Below are 20,044 nucleotides of genomic sequence, written 5' to 3'. Positions count from 1 at the left end.
AACAATGCGGCAGATTGTGAACTTCCGGGACCGTCAGGAGGTCCAGGCGCCCGACCTCACGAACCTGCAGCTCTACGCCCGGGCGTCGTTCGACGACCTGATCCGCGACGCGGTGACCGGCGGCAAGGGCTTCGCGGGCTTCGAGGTCACTCAGCAGACCTCTTCGGACGTCAGTGTGGCGGCCGGCCGCTTCTACACCACCGGCGCCATGTTCTTCCGCGACACCGCGACCACGGTCCAGCTCGCGCCCATGCTGCCGCTCGTGACGAAGAAGAAGGTCGCGATCGTGGTGTGGGGCATCTCGGCCGACATCGACACGGAGCCGCGCGACTTCGTCGTGGACGTCGAGACCAACGAGACCGAGCCGCAGGTCGTGGCGATGCACAACGCCCGGCAGGTGCAGATGCAGGCGATCGCCGGCATCGAAGCGCCGGACCCGCAGCCGCCGACGAACCTCGATGCCAACGTGCTGCCGGTTGCCTACGTGACGCTGTCCAGCACCGGCATCATCGCGATCGAGCCGGCGTCGGGGAACCGCCTCCCGAACCTCAAGGACATGGACGCGCTGATCAAGGCGCTCCAGACGTGGAAGGAGACGGTCGACCCGCGCATCGCGACGATCGTGTCGGAGATCGCCGAGATCAAGCGCCGGCTGGCGGAGACCTCCGACCAGCACGACGTGACCCGGATCGCGGCCGACCTCGCGCGCGTGAAGGAGGTGGTGGGCCTGCCGCCGGACTATGCCGAGTACGGTGCGGACCGCTTCCTCGACACCGACGACACCGACACCGGCGACCTGACCTGGCTCGCCAAGGTGCAGGAGGGCATCCGCTTCGCGCCCGAGGCGGAGAACCTCTCGCAGATCGCCGTCTTCAACCCGCTCGATCCGAACATCCGGATCAGCTCGTCGGGGTTGGTCCTGCCGGCCTACGATCACGCGCGCCGGCTGACCGTGGGCGACTACGTGGCCGAGGCCTCGCTGTCGCAGTACGGTTACCAGACCGTCGAGATGGTGCAGCTCACGATGAGCTACCACCGGCGCCGCTACGGCGCCGAGTTCACCGTCTGCACCAATGCGTTCTGGTTCCAGAGCGGCTACTACGACCCGGTCAGCCACACGCTCTACAAGGACGGCGAGACCTACGAGGTCATCGGCGACGGCTCCGTGAACCATACGATGGTCCGCGTGCGCCAGTATTGGCAGGACGACTTCGACGTGCCGTATTGGACCGCGCAGACGGTCCCGCACAGCATCACCGGCGCCTCCGTCGCCCAGACCTTCCTCAACTCGCAGGACGGCTGGATGACGCGGGTCTGGCTGTGGTTCACGCGGCTGGCCGGCTCCGGCAACGTGACGCTGGCGATCAGCGAGACCACCGCCTCCGGTACGCCGGACCCGAAGAAGGTCGTCTGCTATCAGACGATCCCCTACGAGCAGCTCCGCATCGGCTGGAATGGCTTCGAGATCGCGCCGACCTTCCTGAAGGCCGGCACCCTCTACGCCATCCGGGTGATCACGAACGCCGATCACTGGATCGGCATGGCGTCGGGCAACAAGTACACCCACGGCACCTTCTTCTACACCACCGATGGGGTCTTCTATTCGGGAGACCTCACCCGGGACATGATGTTCGCCGTGGACTTCGCCGCCTTCCGCGCTCCCCGCGTGGAGGTGCAGCTCACCCCGCTGATGCTGAACGGCGGGATCGCGGCCGTCGACATCCTCGCCCCGATGGTGGTCACCGAGATCGCGAACATCTCGTTCGAGGTCCAGATCGGCGGCCAGTGGAAGGCGCTCAACGCGGTCACGCCGAACCTGCTGATCGGCCTGCCGCCGCTGCTCCCGCTGCGCGCGGTGTTCGTCGGCACCACCGACGTTCACGCCGGGCTGCAGCAATCCGGCTCGCAGGTGAAGGTCTCGCGGCCGCGCACCACGTTCCACCACCCCTCGAAGGCGCAGCTCCTGGCGTCGCCGACGAACAAGGTCCACGTCATCGTGCGGCTGGAGGCGTGGAATCCCGCTCGGCACACCTACGCCTGCAAGCTCGACACCCCCGGCGGGCTCATGAGCCCGGCGAGCGTCGAAGAGAAGAACCTCGGGACGGACATCAACAACGGCAACGGCGTCGTGGAGAGGACCTACCTCTTCAACCTCCCGACCGACGTGTCCTCCTACCGGATAATCTCGGACGGCACGACGACCACCGCCCTCGACACGTTCCACGTCGCCGAGCGCGTGCGCGTCGACTTCTAAAATCCCGGAGAGAGACATGGCTCGAAAGAAGCTGGCGGCCGTCACGGCCGCCTCGTTCGACGCTGCGCGGACCTATCAGGTCGACTTCACGCGCCCCTGCACGTCGCCGTGCGGAACCCTGCGGTTCCGCCCGGTCCACAACCCCTACACCGTGACGGGCTCCGTCGCGGCCGCGGTGGCCGAGTTCATCAAGCCCGACACCGTGATCGAGATCACCGACTGACGGATCAACTGAAATGCCGAGCCGAGCTGCCGCCTACCGGGTCGTCCTGGGGGACGACATCGGCGATCCGGATTACCTGGACTTCCGGTTCCGCGACATCGACCTCCGGGTCACCGCTCTGGAGGACGTGGAGAAGGACTGGACCAAGGCGCTCGCGACGCTGACCGAGGTCGGCCTCGCGCGCATCGACGAGGTTCTCCGGCCCGCCTACAACGAGATCAGGCGGCTGGCGGACCTCGGCGCCATCTTCCTCGCGCACAGCGACACCGAGCTGCTCCTGGAGACGGGGCTCCACCGGTTCACCGTGCGCGCCGAAGAGCGGGACGCCTACGCGCCGGCGGGCTACGTGGCCGCCTTCGTGGAGGGCGACACCTCGAAGTGCTTGCTCGGGACCGTCCGGACCTACGACCGCGCGAGCGGCGTCCTGGAGGTGATGGTCGAGAAGGCGGCGGGCTCCGGCTCCGCCACCGGCTGGGCCATCTACCCGGCCGCCGCGAGCGACACCGCGGACGATCGCGCTGCGATCGACGCGATGAAGGAGGTCATCAACGGCTATCGCGCGCAGTGCGAGACCTTCCGTCTCGGCGCCGAGGCCGACAAGGACACGGCGGCGGCGATGCGCGACAGCGCCGTCGTCGCCAACGGGCAGGCGCAGGCCGCCGCGGACTTCGCCGGGCTCGCGCGCGACGACGTCAAGACGGGCATCGCCGCCTGGAATGCGGCGGTGCTCGGCCCGCTCGCCGTGGCGCCATCGCTCCGGCCCGGCGGCCAGCCGCTCCAGGTCGGCGACCAGTATTTCGACACGAACCCCGGGGTCCTCCAGTGGAAGACCTGGAATGGGGCTCAGTGGACGATCAACGCCGTCCCGCTAGGCTCGGAGGTCGGCAGCGTCTTCGGGCGCACGGGCTCCGTCGAGGCGCAGGCCGGCGACTATCGTGGCGACCTGATCAGCCGGACGGCGGCGCAGCAATCCGCGCTCGCGGGCGCCTCGGTCGAGGACGCTCTGATCACGCTGAAGGGTCAGGTCGCAACCGAGGTCGCCGCCCGGACCACGGCCGTCGCGGCGAAGGCCGACAAGACGATCACCGTGACCGGCGGCGGGCTGGCGACCGGCGGCGGCGACCTCACGGCCGCCCGCACCATCACCGTCCCGGAGGCGACCACCGCGCAGGCGCAGGCCGGCACGGACAGCACCTCGGCGATGACGCCGCGGCGCACGAAGGAAGCCATCCTCGCGCTCGCCCCGTCGCCGGCTGCGGCCTCCCCCACGGTCGCCGGCGTCGTGCAGCTCGCCACGACGGCGGAGGGTACCGCGGGCACCAGCGCCACGAAGGTGCCCAGCGTCGCCGTCGCGAAGTCGATGATCGACGAGCGCATCGCCGCCGTCGTGAACACGGCGCCGGCGGCCCTGGACACCCTCCAGGAGCTGGCGGCCGCGCTTGGTGGCGACGCCAACTTCTCTGCCACCGTGACGGCCCTGATCGGCACGAAGCTGGCGGCCTCCGCCGTCTCGCCGTTCATGCTCACGGTGCTCGATGACCTGGACGCCGCCGGCGCCCGGGGCACGCTCGGCGCCGCGGCGGCGGCGCACGTCCACGCCATCGCGGACGTCGCCAATCTCCAGGCGGCGCTCGATGCCAAGCTGGCGGCCGGCAGCTACACGCCGGCGGACATCCTCGCCAAGCTGCTCACGGTCGACGGCAGCGGCTCCGGCCTGGACGCCGACAAGGTCCGCAACACCACGCCGACGACCTTCGGCCTCGCCCGTCTGAGCGACGCCGACGCCGCGTCCGCCCGGCTTGGGCTCGGGCTCGGCTCGGCCGCCACGGCCGCGGCATCGGCTTTCCAGGCCGCCTTCTTCACGACTTCGGGCAACGACGCGACGTTCCCCGGTGTGGTGACCGCGGTGGACTTCAACTCCACCTCGGACGGGCGGCTGAAGCGGGAGGTCGAGACCGTCCTGCCTTCGATGGCGGCGACGATCGTCGCCCGGCTGCGGCCTGTCACCTTCCGCTGGCGCCGCGGCGGCGACGAGCGGCGCCATTACGGGCTGATCGCCCAAGAGGTGCTGGAGGTGATGCCGGAGGCGGCGGGGGCCATGCCGGACGAGGAACTCGGTCAGGTGCTCACCGTCAACTATGCGGCGCTGGTGCCGCCCCTGATCGCGCTCAACCAAGAACTGATGCGCAAGGTCGAAGAGCTGACCACTCGGCTGGCGCGTCTCGAAGCGAGGGTGTGATGGTCGTGAACAACCCGTATCGGGGCTTCCGGCTGCTGAAGCACAACGCGGTCCTGCCGACGTTCCACTCCGTCGTCACCCTCGACACCATGAAGGACACGATCACCTACGCCTCCTTCTGGATGGAGAACTCGGCGCTGCCGGAGGGCCTCACCTACACCGACATCTACCCGGAGACCTCGTGGAACATCGTCAAGATGTACGAGCCCGCGGTCGCCGCCGAGTGGCTGCCGAGGTTCACGACGCCGCCGAGCTTCGACTGGAGGCTCGCCGGCATCGTGGACGTCTACCCGGCCCTCCAACTGGAGCTGGAGCGCACGCGCTTCCGCTTCGTGGAGGGCGGTCCCTGCTACATCTACCGGGGCAAGCTGACGCTCGCGCTCCGCTCCGAGTTCCTCGGCGGCGACGAGATCGACACGTTCAGCTTCATCGAGTTCCCGGTGGGCATGAAGGGCGAGTTGTTCCCGTGGCGCAGCCGGCACCCGACCACTGAGCCGACGCGCACCTACTGGCCGGTCCGGAACCGGGCCGCCTCGGCGACCGCCGTCTTCCTGAGCGTGTTCGTTCCGCACAAGGACGCCCGCCTGGACGATTGCTCGATCTATTTCGAGGCCAGCCTCGACGGGCTGGAGCCGATTACCAACCGTCGCTTCGACGAGGTGAAGCTCCTCGATCGGACGGTGGACAAGCCGTTCGACGTGGCGAGCTACGTCCGCGTCGAAACGCCGGAGGGCCTGGTGCTCGCTCCGGACGGCACGATCACGATCCCGGTCCAGGTGAAGTGGGCGGACGGCACGAACTGGAGCGGCCCGCCGCTCTCGCTCGTGGCCGAGGCGACGTCCGGCTACCTGCCGCACCGCCGGATCAGCATCGACGGCGGCGGCGCCGGCGAGTTCCGCCTCTGCGCGCTCGGCGTCCGCGCCGGCGAGAGCATCAAGGTGAAGATCGGGACGCGGCACTACACGACCGTCAACTCCCTCCTGATCCCCGTGGAGTGATCGGATGGCCTACAAACTGTCGAGCACGGTCGTGATCGACGACAATGGCATGGTCGATTGGAACTCGCTCGCCAACCGGCCATCCATGCTCGGCGGCATCGCGATCGGGACGATCGGAAATTGCTTCTCGTCTGGCATCGACGGCTCGGCGAACTGCAACTATCCGCGGGCCTCGTCCAGCTCTTCGTGGAGCGGGACCACCAAGGTCCTGAACCTGAGCCAGTGGAGAGAGAGCCCGGCCAACCTGTGCTGGAACTGCCTCTGCTGGAACTGCACCTGCTGAGGAGGCGCCATGTCGTACAAATCCAAGGCGACCACGGTGATCTCCAACGACGGGCTGATCGACTGGAGCCGCGTCAAGAACGTTCCGGCCTACATCCGGGACGCCCGGATCGCCGCGGTGAACAACTGCGTCAATCAGTGGGGCGGGACGCTGAGCGTCTCGGTGTCGGTCGACGCCAACAAGATCGCGTGGCTCACCTTCACCCAGATGGGCGGGGCATGCGACTGCGCGTGCGACTGCAATTGCCAGTGCTCCTCCGACTGCAACTGCGGGTGAGGTGACGCATGGCTCTAAAGCAGGGCGGAACGACCGTGATCGCTGGCGCGTCCATCGACTGGTCGAAGATCAAGAACGTCGCCCCCTACCTCACCGACGTGACGGTCGACTACAGCCGCATGTGCGGGAACTTCATGGCGTTCCAACGAACGCAGAGCGGATCGGTCGTCACCTTCCTCGGTGGCCTCTTCACCTCGCAGTGCAACTGCGACTGCAACTGCCAATAGAGAACCCCTCATGCCGGTCTACGAGTTCGTCCTGGAGGACCGGGACGGGCAGCGCCAGTCGCTGTTCTACGACAACCACACCTCCCGCCTGACCAACGAGAAGGGGGAGGAGGTTCTGACGCCCGAGAGCTTCCAACAGTTGGAGCACAAGCCGGTCGAGCGCGTCTCCCCTGAGACGCCCGGTCGGAAGGTGCGGAACCCGAAGCGGCTCCGCATCCAGCTCGGGCTCAAATGCAACTACGCCTGCTCCTACTGCCTGCAGGCGGCCAACATCGGCGACGCCGAGGACACGAACATCGAGGACGCCGAGCGGTTCTTCCGGAACCTCGATCTCTGGCTCGAAGGCGCGCCGAAGCGGATCGAGTTCTGGGGCGGCGAGCCTCTCGTCTACTGGCGGAAGATCAAGTACCTGCTCCCCCGGCTGGCCGAGAAGTTCCCGGGCGTGGACTTCCTGATCGTCACGAACGGGTCGCTGATCCACCAGGACTTCATCGACCACGTCGTCCGGTACGACGTGCAGGTGGCGATCTCGCACGACGGGCCGGGGCAGCATGTGCGTGGCCCGGACCCGCTGGACGATCCCGAGAAGTTCGAGATGATCCGCCGGCTGATGGAGCTGCGGCCGGGCCGCTTCTCCTTCAACACGGTCCTGCACTCCGAGAACCGCGACCTCTTCGCGATCGCCGACTTCTTCGACAGCCGCTTCGGCCCGGGGACGCCGATTGGCCTGGAGGGGGTCGCGCTCACGATCGAGAACGAGCAGGGCGAAGGCCACGCGCGGCCGTTCACCGACCAGGAGTACCGGGAGCTGGTGAACAACATCGCGATGGCGATGGCCTACGGGCTCGGCGAACGCTTCGGGACCCTGAACGGCGGCTCGATGATGTGGATCAGGTCGATCGCTGAGCGGCGCCCGGCCGCGTCGCTCGGCCAGAAGTGCGGGATGGACCTCCCTGATCAGCTCGCCGTGGACCTGCGCGGGAACGTGATGACCTGTCAGAACACGGGGGCCAAGGGGAAGCATCGGATCGGCCACGTCTCGCGGATGGAAGACGTCCGCCTGAACACCGCCTGGCACTGGTCTTTCCGCGACGAGTGTTCGTCCTGCCCGGTGCTCCAGCTCTGCCGCGGCTCGTGCATGTACACGAGCGAGGCCAACTGGTTCTACACCTGTCAGAACGAGTATCATTACAACATGGGCATCCTGGCCGGCACGCTGATGCGGATGACCGGTATGGTGCTGAGGGAGATCAAGGGGGACATCGTCCGCCCGACGCTCCCGGAGGCCGGCGAATGATCGGCGAGGCGCGGATGGTTCCGGTCGCGGGCGACCCGCGGCCGGTCTTCTACAATCCCGAGCTGCTCCCCCAATACATCGCCGGCGAGGTCCGGGACGAGTTCACGATCGTGGACGCCCACCTGCTCGACGAGCTGCGGGCCTTCTACGAGGTGTTCGGGTGGACGCACATGGGCGACCGCTCGGGGGCGCTGCCGTTCTTCCTCCGGATGACCAACGACAGCCCGATGCCGCGCGACGCGACGTCGAAGACGTTGGCGGAGATCATGATGGAGCGCGCAACCGAGCTGGTGGCGATGGGCCGCCCGCTGAAGGTGTTCTGGAGCGGCGGCGTGGATAGCACGGCGATGATCGTGTCGCTGCTCCGGGCCGGCGCCCGGCCTGATCAGGTCGAAATTTATCTGACGACGGACGGGATCGCCGAGTACCAGTGGTTCTTCAGCAAGGTGATCTATGGCGGCCGGCTGCCTTTCCGGCTGATCCGGCCGACCGAGAGCCAAGCCCCGACCATCGGCTTGAGGGAGTACCCGGACCCGCGCGGCCGCCGACGTGTCGACCCGCGCCCGACGCCCGGGCCGGGCGACGTGTGGGTGACGGGCGAGCTGTTCAACTGCCTCTTCGGCCCGCACAACGCGAAGATCGACATCGCGCGGGAGACCGACGAGCAGGCGGACTATCGGCTCCGGGTCCCCGGGCGGGTCCTGGACTTCATCGCGCCCCTGATCGACGGCTGCCCGCGGCCGCTGGCCGGCTTCCCCGATCTGGCGTGGTATCAGATGTTCACCTGCCATTGGGTGAAGCACAAACACCGCTTCGTCATGAACCTGCCGCGGAAGCCGGACGGCTACATCCGGTTCTGCGACACCCCGGACTTCCAACGGTGGGCTCTCACCAACGCCGAGCCCAAGATGAAGGATGAGCGTGGGCGCCCCTGCTACAAGCACCCGCTGAAGCGGTTCATCTTCGAGTTCACGGGCGACGAGGCGTATTTCGCGAAGGGGAAGGTCGGCTCCATGCCGATCCAGCCGGGCCACGTCCCGGCCGCCAACCCGATGTTCTATCGCTACCTCATGGACGACGGAGAGATCAGGTGATGCGGTCCATTCTGGCCGCCGCGCTGGTGCTCGTGATGGCCCTGCCGGCGGGCGCCGCCGATCGGCTGACCCTTGTGGTCGCCCACTCGCCGGGCAGCATGATCGACACGGTCGCACGGGTGCTGGCGCAGAAGATCGGCGAGCGCCACGGCACCGCGGTGCTCGTCGAGAACCGCCCGGGCGCCGGCGGCATCATCGCCGGGCGGCAGGTCGCCGACGCGCCGCCGGACGGCACGACGCTCCTCCTCAACACCTCGGCGTTCATCGTGAACGAGCTGAGCGGGACGATCTCCGCCGAGGAACTCCGGCGGCTCCAGCCGATCGCCACGGTGACCAGGTCTCCGGACGTGCTGGTGGTCGGCGGGGCCTCGGGGATCAAGGGGCTGGACGCCCTGAAGAGCCTCGGGCGGCCCGTGACCTACGGCGGCGCCACGGCGCGGTCAGCGGCCACCCTGTTCGGCGGCCACGTCCTGAAGGGCGTGCCGGCGACATTCGTGCCGTTCAACGGCGCCCCGCAAGTAATTGGGGCGGTGATCGGCGGCCACATCGATGCGGCGATGCTCGGGCTCGGCGGCGGCTCCGTGCCGGCGATCCTCAACGGCGACCTCGTCGGCATCGCGGTGGCGGACACGCAGCGGTGCCCGCTGATCCCGGACGTCCCGACCTTCGCCGAGCTGGGCATCCCAGCGACGAGCCAGAACTGGATCGGGGTCTTCACGTCCAGCCGTGTGGACCCGGGCGCGTTCGCCAAGCTCAACGCCCTGCTCGGCGAGATCATCGCCGACCCGGCGGTGGTCGAGACGCTCGCGAAGCAGGCGATCTACCCGGACCACCGGACGGTCCCGGCGACGCGGGAGTTCATCTCCGCGGAGCGGGACCGGATCAGGTCCTACCTCGACTGACGCTCTGCAGAACCAAAGGACCGGACCGCGCACCGTGAGGTCGCGCGGCCCGAAGTGATGCGCGCCGCTCCGTCTGTGCCGAGACGGAGGGGCGCCGACCGATGACACGAAGGCGGGCTCGGCACCGAGCGCCCGACCACCAGCACAGACCAGACCGAAGGGCCGTCCGGCGGGGCGGCCCTTTTTCTTTGGAGGACGCTATGACCGAACCGACCTTCGGTATTGTCTTCAATCGCGACGACACGGAGCCGCGGCCGGCCGTCGACAGCGACCTCTCGGTCGTTGGCATCGCCGCGCCGGCGCCGATGGCGGCGGACGGGATCGGCTTCTACGATCCGATCGAGTTCAACAGCGACGACGTGACGACGATCAACGCGATCGGCAACGGCGTAGTCCGCGACGCGCTCGACGGCATCAACGACCAGCTCGCCGAATTCCAGCGCGCCGCGCGGGTGGTGTTCGTCCGGACCGAGCACTCGACGTCCACCGACCCGGTGACGAAGCTCAACGAGGAGACGGCGGACATCGTCGGCGACAGCACCGCCGGCACCGGCATGCACGCCCTGCTGAAGGCCGGGCAGAAGCTCGCCGTGATCCCGCGGCTGATCATGTTCCCCGGCTACACCGCGCACCAGAGCGCCCCGGACGAGGCCAACCCGGTCTGCGCCGAGGCCACCGGCGTGCTGAACAAGCTGCTCGGCGTCGCCGTCATCGGCGGCCCGGCCACCTCGAAGCAGGCCTTCATCGACTGGCGCGAGACGCTCCAGTCCGACCGGCTGATCCCGCTGGCCTCCACCGTGAAGATCGCGACGCAGCCGAGCGGCACGATCGAGCGGCCGGCCGAGGGCCGGATCATCGGCATCGGCGTCCGGCGGGACTACGAGAAGAACGGCAAGCCGTTCCACTCGTGGGCGAACCAGCCGGTGCAGGGCATCGTCGCCCCGAACCGCTTCATCGACTTCTCGCTCACGGACGGGGCGACCGAGGGTCAGGAGCTGCTCGCGGCGAACGCCGGCGTGATCCTCCGGGGTCAGGTCGGGATGGAGACGGCCATCGCCTCGGGCGGCTTCGTCTTCGTCGGCACCGACACCCTGTCGGAGGACAGCCTCTGGCAGTTCTACAATCAGGTGCGCGGCCGCGACTTCATCCACCTGCTGCTGCTGAAGACGCTCCGCTACTACCTCGGGCGGTTCAACCTGACGGGCCAGACGATCCAGGCCGTCATGAACACGATGGAGTTCGCGCTCCGGGACCTAAAGGCGGAGGGCCACATCCTCGGCTATCAGGTGACGTTCACGAAGGACAAGAACTCGCCCGAGCAGCTCCGCACCGGCAAGTTCACGGTCCGCTTCGCGGCCGAGGAGCCGGCGCCCCTGCGCAAGCTGGTCATCGAGAGCGCCCGCTACCGGGCGGCGCTCGACGCCATGCTCGACGAGCTGCTCACCCAGCTCCAGCTCGGTCAGGCCGTGTCCTGACCGCCTATGCCCCGCGCTCGCGGCCGGTGACCGTGCCGCCGGCGCGGACGCCCCTGCTCGCCGGCAGGGCGCGGGCGCGGGGCGCCACCTCTTCCATCTCTCACTCGAAAGGGCTGCATCGTGAGCAACCTCTACGTCATGGAGGCCGCGAACCTCTATTGCGGTGACGACGACCCGACGAAGTCGAAGCACCTCACCATCTCTAACCTCCGGCTGCCGAGCCTGGAGGAGCTATTCCAGGACCACCACCCCGGCGGCTCGCGCGTCGCGATCGAGGTGGAGGTCGGCATCAAGAAGCTGGAGCCGACCTTCAAGCTCGTCGGCTTCGACCCGGACCTGCTCGCTCAGTTCGGCCTCGGCTCCCGGGCGCGCCGCGTGTTCACCGCCTACCGCGTGATCCGCGACAAGCTCTCGGGCCTCGCGATCGAGCACAAGGCGATCATGGAGGGCCGCCTCGGCAAGATCACTGAGGACGAGTTCAAGCGCGGCGACCTCGCCGGCGCCGACTACGCGATCAATGAGGTCTACCACTACGAAATCTGGTTCGACCGGAAGGAGGTCCTCTATTGGGACTTCAAGACGCAGACGCACCGGGTGAACGGCGAGGAGCCGTACCGCACCGAGAACGCGATCCTGCGCATCCCCGGCACGGTCTGATCAACGGAGGCACGGATGACGACCAACACGGAGCCCGCCCCGGCGGCGGGCACCGATGACGCCCCGCGTTTCGTCGGCGGCAAGCCGCGCGCGCGCGTCATCACCCTGGAGTACCCGATCGAGTACCGCGGCAAGCTGTGGGAGCAGATCACGGTCCGCCGCATGACGGCGAAGGAGCTGCAGGACTTCGTCGATCAGGCGAGCAAGGACGGCGAGACGCCGAAGCTCCCGATGTTCGACGCCCCGATCGAGGTGATGGACTTCCTGGACCCGGATGATCAGGCGACCGTGAGCGAGGCGGTCCAGGATTTTTTGCCCCGCGCCTTGCGGCAGGCGGAAGAGCCGCACCCCGCTTCTATCGGGGGTATGTCGCCGTCGTCGCCCACGTCCTGAACACGCCGATCCCCGCCGTCCTGGAGATGGAGTGGTGCGAGGTCGTCCGCTGGTATGAGCGGGCGCTCGCGCTGCTCGAACGAAGGTCGCCGTTCCTATGAGCAGCTCCACCACTGCCCAACTGATCATCTCGCTGATCGACAAGGTCAGCGGCCCGGCGAAGCAGGCGGCGTCCGCGCTCCAGGGCGTCGGCAAGGCGGCCGAGACGTTGGCGAGCAGCGCCAACGCCAAGGGCGTCGACAACCTCACCGCGTCGGTCAAGAAGGCGGCCGAAGCGGCGAAGGGGATGCAGAAGGGCTTCCAGGCCGACTGGTCGAAGGGCTTCAGCGCCGAGATCGACAAGCTCGCTCTCAGCGCGAAGAAGCTCGACGAGGTCAAGCGGTCGTGGAAGGACCTGCTCGCCAGCCTGCAGTCGGCGGGCAAGGTCCGGCCGAACGACTTCCTCCCCGCGCTCGATGCGTGGGAGAAGAAGACGCTCGCCGGGCTCAAGAAGGTCCAGCGCGAGGCGGAGCGGACCGGGCGGTCCACCTCCCGGCTCACCTCCGGCGCGCAGTGGGCGGCCGGCGCGCTCGGCGTCGGCGGCTCCGCCTATGCGGCGAACCGTGTGGGGCGGGCGAGCGTCAGGGCCGCGGCCGACTACGGCCGGGAGGGCGCCCGCAACTACCTCGCCGGCATGACGCCGGCCGAGATCGCCGAGAGCAAGGTGCTCGCCGGCAAGTATTCGGCGCAATTTCCGTCCCTGGATCAGGCGCAAATCCAAGAGCGCATCCGGAACATGCGCTCGTTCGCCGGCAGCCTCGAAGCCGCGAAGCCGCTCCTGGAGGACCACCTCCGGGCGCTGGTGGTGCTGCAGTCCATCAAGGGCCGCGAGCGGTCGATGGACGAGATGCAGTCCTTCATGAAGGGCCTGGACGTCCTCGGCAAGAACGACGACCCGAAGTCGATCGCCGGTCTCACGAACGCCTACGTCAAGGCGCTCGGCGTCGACAGCGACCTCGACATGGGCGCCTTCGCCTCGTTCGCTCGGCGGTCGAAGGCGGCCGGCGCGAGCCTGTCGAACGAGTTCCTCGGCGCGGTCGTGCCGACGTTCCTCCAGGACATGGGCGGCCCACAGCTCGGCACCGCGCTCGGCACTGAGGTCGCGGCGATGATCGGCGGCCGTGCCACGAAGGAGAGCAAGTCGTTCCAGAAGAGCGTCGGGCTGCGCGACAAGAAGGGCCGCGTGGTCGACGAGAAGCTGCTCGGGTCGAACCCCTACGAGTGGGCTCGCAAGTACGTCCCTGATGCCATGCGCCGGGCGAAGATGAACCCGGAGGATGAGCAGGACGTGATGAAGTTCATGACGCGCAACTTCTCGGACCAGACCGTCGCGAACCTCTTCACGAAATTCATCACCCAGGCCTCGCAGGTCGAGCGCAACAAGGCCCTGTACGGAAACGCACCGGGCATGGAGCAGGCGGCCTCGGCCCTGCCGGGCAAGGACCCCTACGTCGCTTGGCAGGGGCTGCTCTCGCAGCTCACCAACCTCGTGGCGACGGCGGCTGACCCGCTGGTCCCCGCGGCCACGGCCGCGCTCAACGGGCTCGCGGCCGCCATCGCCGCCATCTCCAAGGCGGCGGCCGACAACCCGGTTGTCGCCGGCACCGCCACCGGTGTCGGCGTGGCGGCGGCCGCCGGCGGCGCGACGTGGTTGGGCGCGAAGACCCTTCAGCAGGCTTGGCGCTTCATTCGAGGCGGGGCACCAGGTGCTGGCGGGGCCGGGGCTCCGGCCGCCGAGACCGCGGGCGCCGCGGCGGCGAGCGCCTCCCGGTTCGGCGCGGTGGCGTCCCGGTTTCTCGGGCCGCTGGGTGCCGTGCTCGGCGCCGCTGGTGGCGCCAACGAGGTCTACGACACCTACCACAAGGAGACGGGGACCCTCGGCGATCGCCTGCGTCGGCAGCGCGGCGGCAAGACGGTGCGCGAGACGCTTCGGGAGGCCTTCGAGGAAGAGCGGCAGCGGCAGAGCATCGGCTGGGGCCAAGGGCCGGCACCCTACTCGACGCCCGACCCGTGGCCCGACAAGCCGGTCCCCGACCGGAGCGGCGACGCCGGGTCCGCGGGAGCCAAGACGGGCGAGGCCTACAAGCAGAGCCTTATGCGCCAGCTCGACGAGCTGGAGGCGCTGGTGAACACCCGGATCAACGGGCTCATCCAGAAGATGTCGTTCACGGCCTCGCCGACCATCTCGCCGACCGTCTCACCGAAGATCGCGCCGGCGCCCGCCGGCACGCGGGTGACGGACGGCACCTACACCGACTTCTACTCGTCGAGGGCCTGATGCTCTACGCACTCGGACCGGTCGCCTTCGAGGTGCTCCCGGTCAACGTGACCGAGGTCTCTCGCGAGACGTCGGCCTCCTTCGTGGAGAAGCCGGTGGTCGGTCGCCGGCCGCCGCTGGAGTTCACCGGCGACGGTCCGGAGAACATGCGCCTCTCCGTGAAGCTCTTCCCGGAGAAGTTCGGCGGCCTCTCCTCCCTGTCCTCGTTCGACACCATGCGGATATCCGGCGTGCCGTGGGTGTTGGCCCGCGGCGACGGCGCGAACCTCGGCTGGTTCGTCGTGGAGAAGGCCTCCGAGCGCAGCACCTACCTCGGGCCGAACGGCATCGGGAAGATCGTTGAGGTGGACCTTTCGCTGAAGCGCGCCGACGCCCCGAGCGCCGGCGGCTACATGAGCGCGCTCCTCAGTCTGATCGGGTGACGGCATGGCAATCGCGACCGAGACCATCGTGGTCAAGAGCGAGGGGCAGTCCGTCGATGGGGTCATCTGGCAACGGTACAGGTGGCCGCTGCCCGGGATCGTGGAGCTGACGCTCGACATCAACCCGGGCCTCGCGGGGCTCGGGCCAATCCTTCCGCTCGGCACGAAGTTCGAGCTGCCCATCGTCAACCCGCGCGAGATCGTGCCCGCGCGCGAGGTCATTGCTCTCTGGGACTGATGAATGAGCGAAACGGCGATCTACCGTGTCGTGGTCGACGGCACGGACATCAGCCGCGCGCTCGCCCCCATCCTGATCAGCCTGAAGGTCTCGCTCCACGCGGAGAAGTCGTCGGACACCGCGACCATCGAGATCGACGACACGAACGGCCGGATCAGGTTCCCTCGCGATGGCGCCAGTATGAGCGTGGAGCTTGGGTGGCAACACTCAGGGACCGCGCTCGTCTTCATGGGCACCGTGGACGACGTGAAGTCGAGAGGGGCGCGCGGCGCCGGCCGGACAATCACGATCACGGCGCGTAGCGCCGAGACGAAGGGAAAGGGCAAAGAGCACCAGGACCGCCATTGGGACGACAAGTCGCTGAAGGAGGTCCTGGAGGACGCGGCCAAGGCCGCCGGCATCACCGTGAAGGTCGACCCGAAGCTCGGGGCGATCAAGCGCGAGTGGTGGGGCATGAACGCCGAGAGCTTCTACCACTTCGGGACGCGGCTCTCGCGGGAGGTGGGCGGCGCCTTCAAGGTGTTCGGGAAGACGGCCGTGTTCGCGGCGCGGAACGCTGGGCTCTCCATGAGCGGGGCCGCGCTCTCCATCGTCACCGCGCGGTGGGGCGACAACCTGATCAATTGGGACATCGCCCCCGTCACCGGGCGGCCGCGCTTCAAGGCGGTCGAGGCCCGGTGGTTCGACCGCAAAGAGGCGAAGTGGAAGCGCGAGAAGGTCGAGATCGACGACCCGTCCGCGGTCGCGAGCGCCATCACTCGCTTCGTCCGCAAGGACAAGGACGAGGCCAAGGCGGCGGCGACCAACGACAAATCGGACAGTGAGCGCGAGAAGGGCGAGGGCTCTGTCCTGATCGACGGCAACGTCGCGGCCACGCCGGAGGGCACCTGCATCGTCATCGGCGCCCGCCCGGGCGTGGACGGCTCCTACCGCATCGACACCGTCGACCACGAGCTGTCGCGCAGCAACGGCTTCACGACCTCGCTGTCGTTGAAGCAGCCGTCCGGCGACGCCGGCAAGGACAGCCGCGGCTCGGCCGGCGGCTGACCACCACCATCGACCATCGCGAGCAGAGAACCCCGGAGGTGCGTGTGCCGCCGATGATCAAGACGTTCGGCCTCATCGAAGAGGCCCACGCCATCGCGCTGGAGGACCAGCTTCGACGGCAGGGCATCGAGGCCGATCGGTTCCCCCTGAACAACGAGGAAGGCGAGCGGATCGCGTGGCGCGTCGTGTGGACGCCGCTGCCGCGGCCGCAGCCGCATGGAGGACGCAATGGACCTGTCGCGTGACGTCGGCGAGCCGATCGTCAAGGCCTTCGAGAGCTGCCTGTCGCCCGTCAAGGGCCGGCCCGGCTTCTTCACGGCCTACCGGTGCCCCGCCGGCGTCGTGACGATCGGCTGGGGCACGACCTCGGAGCACGGCCACACCGTGCGCATGGGGGACGTGTGGTCGCAGGCGCAGTGCGACCAGGCCTTCACCTCCGACGCCACCGTGTTCGCGCGGCACGTCGAGAAGATGCTCCGCGGCACGAAGGTGACGCAGGCGCAGTTCGATGCCCTGCACTCGTGGAGCTACAACACCGGCGGCCCGGAGACGTCGGCCGTCTGGACCTACGCGCGGAAGGGCGACGTCGAGGAGACGTGCATCCGGCTCGCCCGGTGGAACAAGGGCGGCGGGCAGGTGCTGCGCGGGCTCGTCCGTCGCCGCGACGCCGAGTGCGCGCTCTACCGCGGCCAGATCGACGAGGCGCTCCGGATCGCCGGCACGAAGCGGGCGACCATCAACTACCTCGCCGAGCCGTCCGGCCGCGCCACGGATCGACCGGCGCCGCCGGCCACCGAGATCGCTCGCCGCACCACGAAGGAGGCTGGCGCGGTCGCGGGCGGCGTCGGCACCACCTCCGCGGCGGCCGGCAGCAAGAGCACCACCGTCCAGCCCTACAAGCCCGCCGCGCCGCCGGCGGCCGGAGGCTTCCCCTACAGCACGGCGTTCATGGCGCTCGGCGCCGCGCTGGTCATCGTGGGCGCCGCCCTCCTGATCAGGAAGATCATCTCGGTCCGCGCCGATTGGGCGTGACCGTCATCATGAAAGGAACGCGAATGCGCACTCTCGCCCTTCTCCTCGCTCTGCTCTGCGGAGCCGCCACCCTCGCCGCGTGCGGCCAGCCGGTCCCGTCCGATCCGGCCAAGGGCGGCATCGAGGGGAACTGATCACTTGGCTCCCTGCAACGGGGTCGCCTCGCCGGCGGCCCCGTTTTTGTTTCTGCACGGTATGGAGGCAGCGATGCTGTCGTGGGTTCTCTTCACCCTGTTCATCTTGGCGGTGCTCGTCGCCGCCTACGTCATGATCCTGCGCCCGGTCCTGAAGCGCATCCCCGACCTCGCGCCGTTCTATGCGGAGGCGGACGGCTTCTGGGCGAAGCTCAACGTCACCTTCACCGGCTTCCGGACGCTCGCGTTAGCCAAGCTCCAGGTCGTCATCGGGTGGGCGCTCACGGTCCACGAGGTGGTGGCGGCCATCCTCCAGCAGCTCGCCCCGACCTTCGGCGCTCTCGACTGGACGCCGCTCAGCACGCGCCTGCTCAGCGCCGCCGGCGTCCCGCCGGACCTTCAGCCGATGGCGATGTTCGTCCTCGGCAGTGTCGCGGTCGCCGTGCTCGGCCACGTCCACGCGATGCTCCGCAAGGCGACGACCGGCCCGGTGGGTGAGCCGGTGGAGGTGAAGGCCTCCGAGGGGGGCTGACCATGTGGGGCTTCCTCACCGCGATCCCGGGCCTGCTCAACGGCCTGCTCGGGTATCTCGCCAAGAGGCAGGATGTCGACCTGGAGAAGTTCCGGGTCGGCACCGTCTCCGGCAAGGAGGTCTCGATCGAGCTGATCCGGGGGTTCATCCAGTCGCAGGGCGTCGCGAAGGACATCATCCTCGCCGGCATGAACCACCCGGTCTGGTGGGCGGCCTGGATCGTCTTCGTGTTCCCGGTCGGGCTCTATCACGCCTCGGTCTTCTTCGTGTCGATCTTCGACATGTTCCTCAACTCGCCGGGATGCGGCCCGCACACCTTCCCCTGCGAGTGGTACGTGAAGCGAGTTCCGATCGAGCAGGAGGAATTCGGCCGGCAGGTCGTCTACGCAATCTTCGGAGGGCAGATCACACACGGCATCGTTAGCTCGGTGGCGTCGCGATGGCTCAAGAAGTAACCGTCGTGGGGGCTGGGGGAATGTCCGAATGGATCGACCCGGTCGTGGTGAACGCGCTCTGCACCGCGATCGGGGGTCTCGCTGGCGCTGTCGCGTCGGTCCAAATCGCCCGGTGGAAGTTCGCCGAGAAGGCGGCTGAGAAAGCGCCGGACGTGCAGTCCATCATCTCAACGGCGGTCGCCGGCATCATCAAGCACTACGCCGACGCGCTGGCCGAGCAGACGGAGGAGGTCAAGAACCTGCGGCTGGAGATCGTCGCCCTGCGGGGGACGGTCGAGCAGCAAAATGAAGAGATCGCCGGGCTCCAGGCCCACGTCGCGGTCCTGTCTGCCGAGCTGGCGAAGCACGGCATTCAGCCGCCGCCGCGGCCGCACATGCCATCCGACACCTTGGTCTGAGGGTCCAACAGGCAAAAAGGCCCGCCCCAGGGCGGGCTTTCGGTGCTCAACAACAGCCGAAACGTCTATCGCGTTTAGAAATACAGACGGCGTTGGTTTCGTTGGTCGTTCATGCGACTTCAAGTTCAACGCAAGCATAATACGGCGACTGTGTCGTCATTCTTTGTCGAAAGCAATCTCAGGTCTCAACTATAAGCTTACCAATGTCGCTAATGTCATACCCTCCGATATTCTTAAACTCATTCTGAAATTTACCCGATCGTAGTATATTCAACATCGCGGTCACTTCCGGCGTGTCGACATCCTCTTTCTTCACGACCAGGTCGTATCGCTCCTTCTTCAATGGAATGAAGTCGACGTTCTCCACCTGTCGGGCGATCTTCTCGTTGCCGACCGCGACGTCGGCGTCACCGCGCCCGACCGCGCTCGCCACCGTGAGGTGGGACTGGTTCTCGTTCTCATACCCCTTGATCCGGCTGCCGTAGAGGCCGAGCAGCTTCAGGTTCTCGTCGAGCAGCACCCGCGAGCCCGCCCCCTTCTCCCGATTGATCATCGCGATGTCGTCCCGCGCGAAGTCCTGCCAGGACTCGATGTGCTTGGGATTGCCCTTGGCGACATAGAGGCCCTGCATCCGGTAGGTGACATTGACGATCGCGCACCGGATACCCGGCAGGAGCGACCGGACGTAGGGCACGTTGTAGTCGTCGGTGAGACTGTCCCAGAGGTGAGCCGTCGCGACGTTGATCCGGCCCTGGTAGAGGGACACGAGGCTGTCGTAGCTGCCGATATAGGCCCTCAGCGCCATGACGCCTTGCATCCGCAGGTAGTTCGACAGGACATCGAGGATGAGGTCCTGGCCGCAGATGATGAATCCGGCCTCCTTGCGACGCTCCATCGACAGGTCGAAATATCGGCTCTCGTCGAGCGCGGTCGGGATCGGGTGAACGGCGGCGCGCGCCGCGGTCTTCGACCTTTCGATGTAATCGCGGACGTGGGCTTCGGTGAACCGGATCTTCCGTCCGACCTTGTAGTGGTCGATCTCGTTCTTCTTGATCAGCCCGTAGATGCCGCTCTTGCTGACGTGAAGCATCGTCGCCACGTCCTCGGCCGTCAGGGCGCTTTTGTCGCTCACGGTCGCACCTTCATTCCGG

23 protein-coding genes are annotated in these 20,044 nt (G+C 67.9%); 22 read left to right on the top strand and 1 reads right to left on the bottom strand.

The annotated features are described in order from the left end of the window. The first annotated feature begins 4 nt into the window (after positions 1-4). The 22 genes from J2S22_RS15735 to J2S22_RS15630 all read left to right on the top strand — a co-directional run bounded on the left by J2S22_RS15735 (position 5) and on the right by J2S22_RS15630 (position 18,893). Positions 5-2,254, top strand: a complete 2,250-nt coding sequence (locus J2S22_RS15735) for a hypothetical protein (RefSeq protein ID WP_272775612.1) — start codon at positions 5-7, stop codon at positions 2,252-2,254. Positions 2,255-2,270: 16 nt separating this feature from the next. After that, entirely contained in the window at positions 2,271-2,477 is a 207-nt protein-coding gene (locus J2S22_RS15730; protein WP_272775611.1) for a hypothetical protein, read from the top strand. A gap of 13 nt (positions 2,478-2,490) precedes the next feature. Then, positions 2,491-4,716, top strand: a complete 2,226-nt coding sequence (locus tag J2S22_RS15725; RefSeq protein ID WP_272775610.1) for a tail fiber domain-containing protein — start codon at positions 2,491-2,493, stop codon at positions 4,714-4,716. Continuing rightward, positions 4,716-5,714 (top strand): hypothetical protein, encoded by a 999-nt coding sequence (locus tag J2S22_RS15720; RefSeq protein ID WP_272775609.1) that lies wholly within the window; start codon positions 4,716-4,718, stop codon positions 5,712-5,714. The genes J2S22_RS15725 and J2S22_RS15720 overlap by 1 nt, the downstream gene beginning before the upstream one ends. Positions 5,715-5,718: 4 nt before the next feature. After that, positions 5,719-5,997 (top strand): hypothetical protein, encoded by a 279-nt coding sequence (locus tag J2S22_RS15715; RefSeq protein WP_272775608.1) that lies wholly within the window; start codon positions 5,719-5,721, stop codon positions 5,995-5,997. Positions 5,998-6,006: 9 nt separating this feature from the next. Next, complete coding sequence (locus J2S22_RS15710) at positions 6,007-6,273, top strand: hypothetical protein (protein ID WP_272775607.1); 267 nt, start codon at positions 6,007-6,009, stop codon at positions 6,271-6,273. 8 nt (positions 6,274-6,281) lie between these two features. After that, positions 6,282-6,500: a hypothetical protein gene (locus J2S22_RS15705; RefSeq protein ID WP_272775606.1), complete on the top strand. Its 219-nt coding sequence runs from the start codon at positions 6,282-6,284 to the stop codon at positions 6,498-6,500. 10 nt (positions 6,501-6,510) lie between these two features. Further along, on the top strand, positions 6,511-7,797 hold the full coding sequence (locus tag J2S22_RS15700) for a radical SAM/SPASM domain-containing protein (RefSeq protein WP_272775605.1): 1,287 nt from the start codon (positions 6,511-6,513) through the stop codon (positions 7,795-7,797). Continuing rightward, positions 7,794-8,891: a hypothetical protein gene (locus J2S22_RS15695; RefSeq protein WP_272775604.1), complete on the top strand. Its 1,098-nt coding sequence runs from the start codon at positions 7,794-7,796 to the stop codon at positions 8,889-8,891. The genes J2S22_RS15700 and J2S22_RS15695 overlap by 4 nt, the downstream gene beginning before the upstream one ends. Beyond that, on the top strand, positions 8,891-9,793 hold the full coding sequence (locus J2S22_RS15690; RefSeq protein ID WP_272775603.1) for a Bug family tripartite tricarboxylate transporter substrate binding protein: 903 nt from the start codon (positions 8,891-8,893) through the stop codon (positions 9,791-9,793). The genes J2S22_RS15695 and J2S22_RS15690 overlap by 1 nt, the downstream gene beginning before the upstream one ends. A gap of 200 nt (positions 9,794-9,993) precedes the next feature. Then, a complete protein-coding gene (locus J2S22_RS15685; RefSeq protein ID WP_272775602.1) occupies positions 9,994-11,268 on the top strand; it encodes a phage tail sheath protein in 1,275 nt (424 codons plus the stop codon). A gap of 120 nt (positions 11,269-11,388) precedes the next feature. Beyond that, positions 11,389-11,925, top strand: a complete 537-nt coding sequence (locus J2S22_RS15680; RefSeq protein ID WP_272775601.1) for a phage major tail tube protein — start codon at positions 11,389-11,391, stop codon at positions 11,923-11,925. Positions 11,926-11,940: 15 nt separating this feature from the next. Next, the gene (locus J2S22_RS15675; RefSeq protein ID WP_272775600.1) at positions 11,941-12,318 is read left to right on the top strand and encodes a phage tail assembly protein; all 378 of its coding nucleotides are present in this window, start codon (positions 11,941-11,943) and stop codon (positions 12,316-12,318) included. A gap of 97 nt (positions 12,319-12,415) precedes the next feature. Next, positions 12,416-14,635 carry a hypothetical protein gene (locus J2S22_RS15670; RefSeq protein WP_272775599.1) on the top strand — a complete coding sequence of 740 codons (2,220 nt, stop codon included), beginning with the start codon at positions 12,416-12,418 and terminating at the stop codon, positions 14,633-14,635. Beyond that, a complete protein-coding gene (locus J2S22_RS15665) occupies positions 14,635-15,057 on the top strand; it encodes a phage tail protein (protein ID WP_272775598.1) in 423 nt (140 codons plus the stop codon). Before J2S22_RS15670 ends, J2S22_RS15665 begins: the two co-directional genes overlap by 1 nt. A gap of 4 nt (positions 15,058-15,061) precedes the next feature. Beyond that, positions 15,062-15,295: a tail protein X gene (locus J2S22_RS15660; RefSeq protein ID WP_272775597.1), complete on the top strand. Its 234-nt coding sequence runs from the start codon at positions 15,062-15,064 to the stop codon at positions 15,293-15,295. Between the two features lie 3 nt (positions 15,296-15,298). Continuing rightward, complete coding sequence (locus tag J2S22_RS15655) at positions 15,299-16,342, top strand: phage late control D family protein (protein ID WP_272775596.1); 1,044 nt, start codon at positions 15,299-15,301, stop codon at positions 16,340-16,342. Between the two features lie 53 nt (positions 16,343-16,395). Further along, complete coding sequence (locus J2S22_RS15650; protein ID WP_272775595.1) at positions 16,396-16,587, top strand: hypothetical protein; 192 nt, start codon at positions 16,396-16,398, stop codon at positions 16,585-16,587. Beyond that, positions 16,571-17,374, top strand: a complete 804-nt coding sequence (locus J2S22_RS15645; RefSeq protein WP_272775594.1) for a lysozyme — start codon at positions 16,571-16,573, stop codon at positions 17,372-17,374. Before J2S22_RS15650 ends, J2S22_RS15645 begins: the two co-directional genes overlap by 17 nt. A gap of 207 nt (positions 17,375-17,581) precedes the next feature. Continuing rightward, complete coding sequence (locus tag J2S22_RS15640) at positions 17,582-18,040, top strand: hypothetical protein (RefSeq protein ID WP_272775593.1); 459 nt, start codon at positions 17,582-17,584, stop codon at positions 18,038-18,040. A gap of 2 nt (positions 18,041-18,042) precedes the next feature. Beyond that, positions 18,043-18,495: a hypothetical protein gene (locus J2S22_RS15635; RefSeq protein ID WP_272775592.1), complete on the top strand. Its 453-nt coding sequence runs from the start codon at positions 18,043-18,045 to the stop codon at positions 18,493-18,495. Between the two features lie 20 nt (positions 18,496-18,515). After that, entirely contained in the window at positions 18,516-18,893 is a 378-nt protein-coding gene (locus J2S22_RS15630; protein ID WP_272775591.1) for a hypothetical protein, read from the top strand. A 178-nt stretch (positions 18,894-19,071) separates the two neighbouring features. Here J2S22_RS15630 and J2S22_RS15625 read toward each other — a convergent pair whose 3' ends face one another. Continuing rightward, complete coding sequence (locus tag J2S22_RS15625) at positions 19,072-20,025, bottom strand: helix-turn-helix transcriptional regulator (RefSeq protein ID WP_272775590.1); 954 nt, start codon at positions 20,023-20,025, stop codon at positions 19,072-19,074. Positions 20,026-20,044: the final 19 nt, after the last annotated feature.

Origin of the sequence: Rhodoplanes tepidamans, assembly GCF_030813915.1 — a bacterium.
In the GTDB taxonomy this organism is placed as follows: domain Bacteria; phylum Pseudomonadota; class Alphaproteobacteria; order Rhizobiales; family Xanthobacteraceae; genus Rhodoplanes; species Rhodoplanes tepidamans.
Note: the sequence above shows the minus strand (reverse complement) of the source record. Positions and strands in the feature narration are given on the sequence as shown.